The organism is Bradyrhizobium sp. UNPA324, assembly GCF_006658635.1.
In the GTDB taxonomy this organism is placed as follows: Bacteria; Pseudomonadota; Alphaproteobacteria; order Rhizobiales; family Xanthobacteraceae; genus Bradyrhizobium; species Bradyrhizobium nanningense.
This window is the reverse complement of record NZ_LFJD01000004.1, coordinates 4,613,321-4,624,340: the sequence shown is the minus strand read 5'-3', so window position 1 is coordinate 4,624,340 and position 11,020 is coordinate 4,613,321. Positions and strand designations below refer to the sequence as shown.

The window sequence follows — 11,020 nt, the reverse complement described above, 5'->3', positions numbered from 1 at the left end:
CCGTTGTCTCAAAGACGGTCCCGTAGCCCGGCTTAAGGCTTAATAAGGCGGCGCCTTGCGTGCCCGCTGCGCTTTGGCGGCCTCCATCCACCAGGCGAGATCGTCGGCAAAGCGCGGGAACGCGCGCTCCAATACCTTGCCGCCCTCGCCGATCGGCTCACCCTCGGCCGACAAGGTCTGCGCGATCGGGCCGACGCCGATGGTGCTCGACACCACCACCATGCCCATCTCCGACAGCGTGCCGTGCCAGGCGGTTGCGGCGCGCGCGCCGGACAGGCGGCCGGCCGAATAGCTCACGATCGCGGCCGGGCGCCAGAACCATTCTTCGAGGAAGTGGTCGGTGAGATTCTTCAGGCCGGGCTGGATGCCCCAATTGTATTCGCCGGTGACGAACACGAAGCCGTCGGCGCCGCGAATCTGCCCGGCCAGCCTTTCCAGCGGCTCGGGCGCCGAGCCTGGCGGATATTCCTTGTACATGCGGTCGAGCATCGGCAGGCCGATCGCCTTGGCGTCGATGAATTCGACGTCCTCGCCGCGGCTACGCAGACGATTGATGACGAAATTCGCAAGGCGGATGCCCATGCGGTCGGACCGGTAGGAACCGTAGAGGACGAGAATGCGGTTGCTCATGGTCGGACGGTAACACGAAACCGGCAAGCGACCCTACTCGATTTGTCGCATTACCGTCCGCGACCGCGGTCCAGCGTTTGCGACGGCGCCTCGCCGAACTGGTCGCGGTAGCTTCTGGAGAAATCGCTGAGATGCCAGAAGCCATACGCCAGCGCGACCGCCTTGACGCTATCGGCCCCGGCAAGAAGGCGCCGGCGCACCAGCCACAGCCGGCGCAGACGCAAGTAGCGGTGCAGGCTCATGCCGCGATAGCGGCGGACGACGTCGTGCATGGTGCGAACGGACAGCCCGAGCTTGCGCGCAATCTCGTCGCTATAAATCGGCTGCGACAGGTCGTCGGACAGCAGCGCGCGGATGTCCTGGAATATCCTGAAATTCCGTGCGTCGTTGGGGCCCAGGGTCCAGCGGGCCGGAACGATCGATTCAAAGGCCTCGTCGACGGCTCCGAGCAGGGACTCCTTCATCGCAGCGCCCTTCGACAAGAGCTCCGGTGCCGGGACCGGCCGGGACGCCTCGGCCAACACCCCGCGAACCACGCTGCGCAGCCGCTGCAAGCCGGCCGCGGAAACCTCAAAGATCTTGAAGCTCGAGAGCGTGAGCGGCCAGCCACGATCCTTCACCTCCGGCCTGAAAATAACTGAGGCGATTTGCCGCTGCACCTCCTCGATGGTGGTGTAGGCCGCGCCGCCGTTGCCAATGACCACGACGGGTCGCGCACGTTGCGAGCCGTTGAAACGAATTGGCACGTTGAGATCGTCCATGGTGAAGCCGATCGCAGTGCAATTCTCAACGAGTTGTGCATCAACCACTCGGGGAAAGGCGTGCGTCAAATTCACATCGCAACCGGGCAACGACAGGATCGTCTGCTCGGCCGAAATCTTCCGTACGAAAGGCGTGAATTCGAAATTCAGCCCGCGTATAGCATTTCGAAATTCGTCGACGTCTGAAAAGCGAAATGTCTTGAGTGCCGACCTCGGCACATCATCAATGCTGTTCATGGAAATAGGAAACGCCGCGTCGAGTTACACGTGTGTCCGGCCGCGGTTCCGGACTCGCCTCCTCCGGTTTCTTCGTTGACCCGAAAGAATCAATCCCTAACGTATTCTGACAATTGAAACCGTCTGATTGAAAGAACAATCCGGGACAACCCTGTCTCGCCGAATTTCGATAGCGTTTCCCGCAATCGGCGCGGTGCGACAATACCTGCCGCCCTCGATATTTAAAATCAAATTAACGTCTCTGCGGCGGAATAATCGCTGTTTGATTGTGGATTTGTTTCATTTAATTTCAGGCTCCTGCCATGATGGCAAATTCGCCTGCTGATAGTCTGGTCGAGTTGGAGAACGCGGTTGCGACATGTCCGCTGGACCGGTGCGCTCGCATCATCTCCGGCATATTGCAACTGCTCACCGGCAGCCGCGACCGATCTCAGGAATTGCTCGCAGGCGTGGCCGACGGCGTCCTGCTGCGTTTGATCGAGCGGGTTGACGCCAGCACGCTGGTCAACGTCAGCACGGCGCTCGCAGAGCTCAAAGCGGCTCCGCCGAAGACTGTGCAACGTCTCGCCTCGCACCACGATCCGGAAGTCGCCTGCCCTGTCTTGCTCCGATCGCAGTCACTGTCCGCGGCCGATCTCAAATCGATCGCGGTCGCGAGCGGCGAACGGCAGCAATGTGCGATCGCAGGCCGCGAGCCGATCGATTCACTGGTGATCGAGACGCTAATCAAGGGTGGCGCTCGTAGCGTTTGTCTTGCGCTGATCGGCAACACGGAGGCAAGGTTCTCTGATGCCGCTTACGCTGCGCTGATTGAGAAGTGCCTGTCGGATGACGAACTGACGAAGGCATTGGCGCTCAGGCCGGACACGCCCGATACGATCATGCGGAAGTTGCTGTCGGCCTCGCCAGCGCCGAAATCCGGCCCGGGGTCGGAGGCCACCGTCTCGCATCAAACCGCAACGGCCGCGCCAATCGCCGCCAAGCTGCCTTACGCCGCCGCCTACGCAAGCGCGCGGCCGGAGATCGTCGCGCTCAACCGCATCGGCAAGCTCAACGATTCCACGGTGAACCGCTTCGCCATTCGCGGCGAGACCGCCAACCTCGTCACGGCGCTGTCGGTGCTGTCAGGGGCTCCCATCGAAATCGTCGAGCATGTCATGACCGACGAGGATTGCGAGGGTCTCGTCATGGCCTGCCGCGCCTCGCGGCTGAACTGGCAGACCACGCTCGCCATCCTGAGCAACCGCCGCGGCACAAGGCTTTCGTTCGCCGAGCGCGAACGCGCGCAGCACATTTTCGAGACGCTGCTTCTGTCGACCAGTCAGTGGACGGTGCGTTGGGGAGAAATTGCCGCAAACGCCAAGGAGAGCAGTCGGGGACATCGCGGCGCAAAAAAGATGGGGGTTAGCCGATGAAGTTCGACGGTCGCAAAGCCGTTCGCGTGAAAATGGACCACAGGCAGTCGGTCAATCTCATGGGTTCGGACGGCACCTGGCGGCGCAGCTGCGTCCTGCTCGACGTATCGCAGACGGGCGCGAAGGTCGAGGTCGAGGGCACGCTGGACGTGCTCCAGGCCAAGGAGTTCTTCATGCTGCTGTCGTCGACCGGCCTCGCCTACCGGCGTTGCGAATTGGTCTGGATCGACGGCACAACGGCTGGCATCCATTTCATTACCGCTGACGGCAGGAAGAAACCTGCAAGCTCAGCTGCGCCTGCGCAAAACGCAGCTCAGACCAAATAGCGTCAACAGTCCGCCCCTGACATCGTCACAGTGGCAATCCAGGTGAGACCGTGCAACACGCGCGAACCACATCCGGCTCCGTCAATGGTGAGGTCGGCATCCCAAGGACAGCAACGGCCCGCCCCTTCCTGCATGTGCTGGCCGACACGTCCGACAAGCTCTCAGGCATCTGCTCGATCCTCCAGGAGAGATTCACCATTGCGGGCGAGCGGCTCGATGCCGATTCCAGGCTGTCGCAGACACCGGCCGCCATCGTCATCCGCGCGGAGCTGCGCGACGTCGACAATATCGCCGCCATCAAGCGGCGGGCGGGCAAGCTGGCGAAGGTCAGGAAGCGCATCTTCCTGCTCGAGCACACCTCCCACGTCTGCATTTCGCAGGCCTATGCACTCGGGGCGACGCTGGTCCTTCCCAGCACGGTCGGCCGGACCAAGCTGCTGGCGGCACTGGCCGATCCGGCCGACCGGCCGTCCGCTTCGTCAGGCGATACGCTGCAATCCGACAACGCCGTCGAGACCGCGGCGACCGCGACCGCATCGATGTTCACGGCTGTCACCCTGGGTCAACCGCTCGACATCGACGGCACCAAGGAGGCCGGTCGCCAGATCGCCGATCGCATTACCCGGCATGGCCTGACGGAGTGGCTCATGACTGTGCGGCGCCATCACGAAGGAACCTATCAGCATTGCCTGCTCGTCACCGGCGTTACCATCGACTTCGGACTGAGCCTCGGCGTCGGCAGGGCCGACCTGGAACGTCTCTACACCGCGGCCATGTTCCACGACATCGGCAAGGCGCAGATTCCGCTCGCCATCCTCGACAAGGCGGGCCGCCTCGATGCCGCGGAACGCGCGCTGATCGAGACGCATCCCACCGCCGGCTACGCGTTCCTCAAGGATCATGACGGGATCTCGCCGGAGATCCTCGATGCCGTTCGCCACCATCACGAATACCTCGACGGGAGTGGCTATCCCGATGCGCTCTGCGGCGAGAGCATTGGCGACATCGTGCGGATTCTCACCATCTCGGACATCTTCGCAGCGCTGATCGAGCACCGGCATTACAAGCCGACCATGCCTCGCGCGGAGGCCTACGACGTTCTGTGCGGGATGACAGGCAAGCTCGAGAAGGCGCTGGTCCGCTCGTTCAAGCAGGTCGCGCTCACGCGGTGAGCTCGGGGGAGCAGCCTCGAACGCGGCCTAATGCGTCGCGCGGTAGCTGGCGCGGCGCGGGATGGACCGGCAGGCCAGCCCATCGGCCAGCAGCTTCATGTCCTCGCGCCGGCCGCTGCTAATCAGCCGGCCGAACTCTTCGGGTGTGAAAGGAAGATTTGGATCCCCATCGATCGGGCGCCGCATTCGCGGGCCGAAGAACCGCCGAACCAGGCTAGCCAGCCGCCGCATGTCAATTCCCTCGCGCCAGCAACAAACCTCTCACGAGGCGTATTGTTCCTGCTAGCGCGACGAGATTGCAAGAGCCAAGTGAATGGTCGTCACCAAAATCTGCGGCGGGGCGGACTCTGCGTCCTAGCCGATCCGTTTCAACGTCTCGATGTCGTGCATCGCGCTCGTCAATGCCCCGTTGCGGTCGCGCACGAAGCTTTCGAGATCCGACAGCACCGTGTTGATCATCTGAAGATTCTTGAACATGTCCTCGATCTGGGTCACGATGCTGTTGTAACCTTCCTGGGTCTGGATCAGCTGACTCCGGGTGTTGTCGATATTGGCTCCCAGCGACGCGAGCGAGGTTTCCATGCCTCCGATCGACGCATGGGTGTGCGTGAGGCTGCTCTTGGTGTCCTGCGCGAGCTTCTTCACCTCGGTCGCAACCACGGAAAAGCCGCGCCCCGCCTCGCCGGCGCGGGCCGACTCGATCGTCGCGTTGAGCGCGAGCAGGTTGGTCTGGCCCGCGATCGTGTCGATGATCTTGAGGATGTCGCGCAGCCCGTTCATGGCCTGAGTGAGGCCGGCGAACTCCTGCGACAGTGCCGTGGTGTCGGTCGCCTTCGCCGCGGATTGCGCGCTCGCCATGATGACCGAACGGATCTCCTCCACGATCGCGTTGATCGATGCCGTCTGCTGCAGCGCGCCCTCCACTTTGCCGCTCAGCGTGGCACTGGCGCTCAGATACTCCATCAGACGCTGGACGATGCCGTCCTTGATCCGGTTCAAGAGGACCATGCGGTTGAGATGGGTCCGCGTGAAATACTCGACGAAATGCGCATAGTGGATCGGGAACAGGTCGATGAACGGATCGCTCAACGACTTTTCCGTGACGTCGAAGAACACGATCGCCGTCAGCGTCTGGTTGATGTTGATTCCGAACAGCTCGCCGAAGGTCGAAAATCCCGCAACCGGCATCGGCCACATCCCGCTCATGTTGCGGAGCTGGCTCTCGTTGTTGAGGCGGCGCAGGATGCAGTCGTTCAGGATCGCGCCGATCGCCGGTGGCTTGTCGCGCAGGAAGGCAGCGAGGTCGCGCCGCGTCTGGTCGACGAAATCGGTCGCTTCCAAGAGTTCGAGCCTGTCGCCCGAATTGACGTCGCAGAAGAACGAGATGATTCCGGTCTCCGCATCGATGCCGGCGACCGAGCGCACGAACAGGTCGCCGCCGACCTCGACGCCGAAGGAATGCTTCGTCATCATCGACATCAGCTTCGCCGGCGCCGTGTTCAGTGCCTTCGCCACGACAGACGCGAACGGCTTGATCTCGCTCCCCTCCAGGACGCCCGAGGCGGTGCGCCGATCCGGATCGGCCCCCATGACGACAAAGGACTTGCCGGTTTTCTTGAAGTTCTGGGTCTTGAAGATGCTGTAGGCCCGGCCCGGCGCCAGCTTCATGAAGGCGATGAGGGCATGGTTTTCGAGGATCTGCCTGCCGTCGTAGAGATAGGTGTTCTTGAAATCGAGCTTGCCGCCGGCGGAGCCTCCGACGAAAGCGCACGGAAACTTGCCGCTCCTGTACACCGCCTCCATGAAATAGTTCTCCGACGCGGAGACGCCGTCCACGAGCGCGAAGGCGATGGTGTCGCGCACGTCGATCACGAAGGGCATGCGGATCGTTCCGAGCTCCCGGGCGATCGCCTCGATCCGCACGTCATGCGCCTTGGACGGCGCGCCCTGGCGGATGTCCTCGTTGTGGAGGCGAACGCTGTGGATGCTGACCGACTGAAAGAGGTCAGCGGGGAAGATCTGCACGACGACCGAGGACCAGTTCGCCCCCGTCGCCTTGTAGAGCGACTGACCCGCCGAGCACAATTCGCCGGCGGTCGACATCGCGATCACCGGCATCGAGCCCGCCAGCCTCTGCAACGACGACACCACGCGTGCGAAGTCGCAGTGCGGTGAGATGAACGCGAGGGCGAGCGGCGCGCGCGTGCCCGCGACAACGAAGTCGCTCTCGGAAATATTCTGCAGCCGGTCGTCGCTCTCGAGCACCCGGATTGCGCAAGGCTCACGGGAGGCCGGCGCTTCATCAGGAGCGGCCGGCACGATCGACAGCGCGACTTGCTTACGACTTGCCTGGGAAAAGAACGAGAGCATGGCAATATCCTTGTTCGACGCGAGCAGCGTCTCAAAGGAATCAATTACGGATTCGAAATTGCCATTCGGTTATGAAGCGCGCCGCGCGGTTGCGTTTGCGCAACGGATCGGCCCCGTAGGACTACGGCACCGCACCGGTAACGCGGGCTCATGATACCGATCGCGCCGGCACGTTTGATCTGAATCAAATTCGTGCACCGCAAGGACTCAAGGCGATGCCGAAGCGCGCTTCAAAGGCCAAGTTCGATCGATGTGCGCATGTTTGCGTGCATCAATCGGCGAAGCCGATGAAGCGCACGAAGTCGTCGTTCGCCTCGCGATCCGAGCGCACCGCGTTTGCGGCAAAGCCGTCGTCCGGATAGCCCAGCGCGACGCAAGTCATGATGACCTCGTCCTCCGGAATCTTCGCCACCTCGCGCACGATGTCGGAGCGCATGATGCCCTGCCCGTTGATGACGGAGCCGAGGCCGCGGTCCCAAGCTGCGAGCACGATGCCGTAGCAGAGCGCGCCGAGATCGAAATGGCAGACCGCACCGGGATCGAGCACGCGGTCGTAGGTCAAGACCAGCGACACCGGCGCGTCGAACTGACGGAAGCCGCGCAGCACCCAGTCCTGCCGCATCGGCTTGTCGTCGCGCGCGATCCCCATCGCGCCGAACAGCTTCTTGGCGATGTCGACCTGCCGCGAGCGGTGCACGCCCTGGTACTCGCCGTGACTGATGATGTCGCGCTTGACCTTGGCGCCGCCGACCATCTCCTCCATGTTGCGGCGGCGCACCTCTTCGAGCGGGCTGCCTGTGAGCACGTGGACATGCCACGGCTGAGTGTTCATCGACGACGGCGCGCGCTTGGCGCTCTCGATGATCGCCTCGATCACAGTGCGCGGCACCGGCTCCGTCTTGAAGCCACGCACGCTGCGGCGCGACTGGACCAGCGTTTCGAATTCCACCTCTGAGAACCTCCCTACCCGTTCATCCCCCGGCGTGACGACACGTGGCCGGTTGCCGATGCGGCGCGCAAAATCTATGCTAACCCGCAAGCAAGACCAAGAACCCTGGAGGACTCGCCATGGCCGCGCCGCTCGACCCCGTCATCGCCCAGATCATTCCGCTCATGCCGATGCGCGATCCCACGGTCATGACGCCACAGAGCGCCCGCGATTCCTTGCGCGCACTGGCTGCCTCGCGCGCCGCCATCCCGCCACCGCCCGTCGATCACGTGCGGGATATCACGGTGAAAGGCGGCGCCGGCCCGCTTGCTGCGCGCGTCTACCGGGTTGGCACCACATCCGCGCCGACAGTGGTGTTCTTCCACGGCGGCGGCTGGGTTGCGGGCGACCTCGAAACCCACGACCGGCAGGCGCGCAACCTTGCGATCGAGACCGGTGCCGTCGTCGTCTCCATCGACTATCGGCGCCCGCCGGAAACGCGGTTTCCCGGCGCCTTCGAGGATGCCTTCGCCGCAATGAGCGACGTGTTTGACCGCGTCGCGGAATTTGGCGGCGAGGTCAGACGCCTCGGCGTTGCCGGCGACAGTGCCGGCGGCAATCTCGCGGCGACCACCGCGATTGCCTGCCGGGATGCCGGCATCAAGCTCGCCGCGCAATTGCTGGTCTATCCCGTGACCGACGTCCTCGGCGGCTACGCCGATGCGCGCGAGAACGCGCGCTATCCCTCGCGTGCGGAGAATGCCGAGGGTTACTTCCTGACCCGAGCCACGATGGAATGGTTTTGCGGCCATTATCTCGCCGAGCCCGGCCACGCCGCCGATTGGCGCGTCTCGCCGCTGCGCGCGGCATCCCTTGCCGGCGTCGCGCCTGCGATCGTGACCACCGCCTGGTTCGATCCCCTCCGCGACGAGGGCGCGGCCTATGCGCGCGCGTTGGAGGCCGCCGGCGTGCGGGTCAAGCACCATGAGGGCCCCGGCCTGATCCATGGCTATTTCGGCATGGGCGACGCCTCGGACGTCGCGCGCGCCGAGGCGCAACGCGCGCGGGCCGACTTCAAGGCCCTGCTCACGCGCGGCGCATAGGCTTGCCACGAAGTCCGTAGCCCGGAGGAAGCGCAGCGCAATCCGGGATTCCCGCTACGCGAGCGGTCGAGCGATGCGGTTGGCCGGGCCCGGGATTATGCTGTGCTTCATCCGGGCTACAGGGACTCACTCAATTCTCCGCGCCTTCTGCGCGGCGGTGTGCCCCCAGGTTTCATCCCAATCCTGGCCGGCGGCATCGACGACGCGGCCGTCGGCTTCGAAGAACTTGTTCGGCACCTGGAAGATCGCCAGGATCAGGGCCCCGTCCGGACACCAGGCGGCGTGCCGGCTACCCGCCTCGCGCCAGATGAACTCACCGGCCTTGCAGGCGATGCCCTGAGCAGGTCCCTCCTTGTCGACGAGCGCGCCCTCGATCACCCAGCTCTGCTCGATGCCGACATGCTCGTGGTCAGGCAGCACCGATCCCGGCGCAAACCTCATCAAGGCGGTCATCAGGCCCGTGCGCCGATCGAACAGCAGCGTCTTGGCCTCGCATCCCGGAAAGCGGGTTCTCTGCCATTCCATGTCTTGAGGCCGAACCAGGTGGGAATGCTGATCGGCGGCTTCCTGGTGTTTGGGGATCATTGCGTCCGTCACGATGCTCCATCCAGCTCAGCTGACCAAGCCTAGCAGGATCGCCCAGCGCCGTCAGCGAGCAGTGCAGCAGGCCGCCGCCTGGCCCGACCTCGCGCGCCAAAATCGTCGGGCAGACAGGACGACAGGCCGTCATCAAGCTTGATTGCGCCACGATTCCCGGCTCCAATCTCTTCGCCATTTCTGGCTGACGGAGACACCCATGATGAAGCGGATTTTCCTGGTTGCGATCGTTGCCACCTTTGCAGCGGGCTCGGCCCTCGCGCAAGAAACATGCGAGAGCAAGGCGGTCGGCAAGGACGGCAAGGCGCTCGCCGGCGCCGCCAAGAGTTCGTTCCTGAAGAAGTGCAAGCAGGAGGCCTGCGCGCCCAAGGCCGTCGGCTCCGACGGCAAGCCGCTCGCCGGCGCCGCCAAGAACAGCTTTATGAAGAAGTGCGAGGTCAGCGCGTAAGGCGCTGCCGCGATCTCGCTGCCTCTTTGTCGAACCATCGCTCCACGAACTCGTCATGCCCGGGCTTGTCCCGGGCATCCACGCTCCTTGTGCGGCAAATAAGTCGTGGATGGCCGGGTCAAGCCCGGCCATGACGGAGAGCCTCACTCCCGCCTGAACCGATAATCGAACGCGCCCTCCCGCGGCCTGATCCACCCCACCGTCGGCGCCGGAAAATGAACCGGCAGGATCAGCGTGTCGGTATCCGCAACCGACGCAAAGAATTTTCGCCGCGACACCGCCGACTGCCTCGGATCCCAGTCCGGCCGCGCCGACCAGTCCGGCTCGCGACACTGGATCTGGTGATGCATGAGGTCGCCCGCGACCACCGCGCGCTGGCCTTTCGAGACAATGTTCACGCAGCAATGGCAGGGCGAATGCCCCGGCGTCGGCGTCAGCGTGACGGTGTCGTCGAGCGCGTAGTCGTCGTCGACCAAAAGCGCCTGCCCCGCCTCGACGATCGGCAGACAATTATCGCGAAACACCGTGCCTGGCGGATTGCTACCCTTGGCGTGCTCGGCCTCCCAGGCTGCGTACTCGCCCTTATGAAACACGTATTTCGCGTTCGGAAACGTCGGCACCCAGCGGCCGTCGCGCAAGGTCGTATTCCAGCCGGTGTGGTCGATATGAAGGTGCGTGCAGAACACGTAGTCGATCTGCTCGAAAGAGATGCCGAGCGCGAACAATTCGTTGCGCCAGCGCTCCTTGCCGGGAAAGTCGAAGGGCGGCGGATGGCCCTTGTCCTCGCCGGTGCAGGTGTCGACCAAAATCGTGTAGCGCTGTGTGCGCACCAAGAAGGTCTGGTAGGTGATCACCATCATGCCGCGCGCGGCGTCGAACACCTCCGGCTCCATCGTCGGCAGATGGCGTGTGAAAACGCCCTCGTCGTAGGCCGGAAAGAAATCCTGAGGCCGCCGCCACGGCCCCTCCCGCTCGATCACCGCATCGATGGTGATGTCCCCGATCCTGAGCTGCCGCATCGCTGTTTCGCTCC

The 11,020-nt window shown here is 63.8% G+C and carries 12 protein-coding genes; 5 read left to right on the top strand and 7 right to left on the bottom strand.

Translation table 11 applies throughout. The annotated features are described in order from the left end of the window. Nucleotides 1-39 precede the first annotated feature (39 nt). Both UNPA324_RS22265 and UNPA324_RS22260 read right to left on the bottom strand, forming a co-directional pair. Nucleotides 40-630: an NADPH-dependent FMN reductase gene (locus UNPA324_RS22265; RefSeq protein ID WP_141935958.1), complete on the bottom strand. Its 591-nt coding sequence runs from the start codon at nucleotides 628-630 to the stop codon at nucleotides 40-42. 50 nt (nucleotides 631-680) lie between these two features. Next, entirely contained in the window at nucleotides 681-1,628 is a 948-nt protein-coding gene (locus tag UNPA324_RS22260) for an AraC family transcriptional regulator (RefSeq protein WP_141935955.1), read from the bottom strand. Nucleotides 1,629-1,930: 302 nt separating this feature from the next. Between UNPA324_RS22260 and UNPA324_RS22255 the strand changes: the two genes are divergently transcribed. Genes UNPA324_RS22255 through UNPA324_RS22245 form a run of 3 tightly spaced genes read left to right on the top strand, consistent with a single transcriptional unit; the run spans nucleotide 1,931 to nucleotide 4,541 of the window. Then, nucleotides 1,931-3,043, top strand: a complete 1,113-nt coding sequence (locus UNPA324_RS22255) for a DUF2336 domain-containing protein (protein ID WP_141935952.1) — start codon at nucleotides 1,931-1,933, stop codon at nucleotides 3,041-3,043. Next, a complete protein-coding gene (locus UNPA324_RS22250; RefSeq protein ID WP_141935949.1) occupies nucleotides 3,040-3,369 on the top strand; it encodes a PilZ domain-containing protein in 330 nt (109 codons plus the stop codon). Before UNPA324_RS22255 ends, UNPA324_RS22250 begins: the two co-directional genes overlap by 4 nt. Before the next feature lie 50 nt (nucleotides 3,370-3,419). Next, nucleotides 3,420-4,541, top strand: a complete 1,122-nt coding sequence (locus UNPA324_RS22245; RefSeq protein ID WP_141935946.1) for an HD-GYP domain-containing protein — start codon at nucleotides 3,420-3,422, stop codon at nucleotides 4,539-4,541. A gap of 27 nt (nucleotides 4,542-4,568) precedes the next feature. On the opposite strand, the gene UNPA324_RS22240 is transcribed toward UNPA324_RS22245, so the two are convergent. The 3 genes from UNPA324_RS22240 to UNPA324_RS22230 form a co-directional block, all read right to left on the bottom strand. Further along, on the bottom strand, nucleotides 4,569-4,772 hold the full coding sequence (locus tag UNPA324_RS22240) for a hypothetical protein (RefSeq protein WP_128917468.1): 204 nt from the start codon (nucleotides 4,770-4,772) through the stop codon (nucleotides 4,569-4,571). A gap of 123 nt (nucleotides 4,773-4,895) precedes the next feature. Then, on the bottom strand, nucleotides 4,896-6,911 hold the full coding sequence (locus UNPA324_RS22235; protein WP_141935943.1) for an FIST N-terminal domain-containing protein: 2,016 nt from the start codon (nucleotides 6,909-6,911) through the stop codon (nucleotides 4,896-4,898). A gap of 271 nt (nucleotides 6,912-7,182) precedes the next feature. Beyond that, entirely contained in the window at nucleotides 7,183-7,860 is a 678-nt protein-coding gene (locus UNPA324_RS22230; RefSeq protein WP_128917470.1) for a nitroreductase, read from the bottom strand. Between the two features lie 119 nt (nucleotides 7,861-7,979). Here UNPA324_RS22230 and UNPA324_RS22225 point away from each other — a divergent pair, with 119 nt between their 5' ends. Next, nucleotides 7,980-8,942: an alpha/beta hydrolase gene (locus tag UNPA324_RS22225; RefSeq protein WP_128917471.1), complete on the top strand. Its 963-nt coding sequence runs from the start codon at nucleotides 7,980-7,982 to the stop codon at nucleotides 8,940-8,942. Between the two features lie 126 nt (nucleotides 8,943-9,068). Here UNPA324_RS22225 and UNPA324_RS22220 read toward each other — a convergent pair whose 3' ends face one another. Then, nucleotides 9,069-9,527 carry a cupin domain-containing protein gene (locus UNPA324_RS22220; RefSeq protein WP_141938974.1) on the bottom strand — a complete coding sequence of 153 codons (459 nt, stop codon included), beginning with the start codon at nucleotides 9,525-9,527 and terminating at the stop codon, nucleotides 9,069-9,071. Between the two features lie 211 nt (nucleotides 9,528-9,738). Here UNPA324_RS22220 and UNPA324_RS22215 point away from each other — a divergent pair, with 211 nt between their 5' ends. Next, complete coding sequence (locus tag UNPA324_RS22215; RefSeq protein WP_128917472.1) at nucleotides 9,739-9,987, top strand: hypothetical protein; 249 nt, start codon at nucleotides 9,739-9,741, stop codon at nucleotides 9,985-9,987. Nucleotides 9,988-10,130: 143 nt separating this feature from the next. Here the strand turns inward: UNPA324_RS22215 and UNPA324_RS22210 are convergent, their stop codons facing one another. After that, nucleotides 10,131-11,006, bottom strand: coding sequence for an MBL fold metallo-hydrolase (locus UNPA324_RS22210; protein ID WP_128917473.1), 876 nt, complete (start codon nucleotides 11,004-11,006; stop codon nucleotides 10,131-10,133). Nucleotides 11,007-11,020: the final 14 nt, after the last annotated feature.

What these genes read in the sequence shown, in the direction of transcription:
- UNPA324_RS22265 (WP_141935958.1), bottom strand. Translation starts at nt 630, where the DNA reads ATGAGCAACCGCATTCTCGTCCTCTACGGTTCCTACCGGTCCGACCGC.
- UNPA324_RS22260 (WP_141935955.1), bottom strand. Translation starts at nt 1,628, where the DNA reads ATGAACAGCATTGATGATGTGCCGAGGTCGGCACTCAAGACATTTCGC.
- UNPA324_RS22255 (WP_141935952.1), top strand. Translation starts at nt 1,931, where the DNA reads ATGATGGCAAATTCGCCTGCTGATAGTCTGGTCGAGTTGGAGAACGCG.
- UNPA324_RS22250 (WP_141935949.1), top strand. Translation starts at nt 3,040, where the DNA reads ATGAAGTTCGACGGTCGCAAAGCCGTTCGCGTGAAAATGGACCACAGG.
- UNPA324_RS22240 (WP_128917468.1), bottom strand. Translation starts at nt 4,772, where the DNA reads ATGCGGCGGCTGGCTAGCCTGGTTCGGCGGTTCTTCGGCCCGCGAATG.
- UNPA324_RS22235 (WP_141935943.1), bottom strand. Translation starts at nt 6,911, where the DNA reads ATGCTCTCGTTCTTTTCCCAGGCAAGTCGTAAGCAAGTCGCGCTGTCG.
- UNPA324_RS22225 (WP_128917471.1), top strand. Translation starts at nt 7,980, where the DNA reads ATGGCCGCGCCGCTCGACCCCGTCATCGCCCAGATCATTCCGCTCATG.
- UNPA324_RS22220 (WP_141938974.1), bottom strand. Translation starts at nt 9,527, where the DNA reads ATGATCCCCAAACACCAGGAAGCCGCCGATCAGCATTCCCACCTGGTT.
- UNPA324_RS22215 (WP_128917472.1), top strand. Translation starts at nt 9,739, where the DNA reads ATGATGAAGCGGATTTTCCTGGTTGCGATCGTTGCCACCTTTGCAGCG.
- UNPA324_RS22210 (WP_128917473.1), bottom strand. Translation starts at nt 11,006, where the DNA reads ATGCGGCAGCTCAGGATCGGGGACATCACCATCGATGCGGTGATCGAG.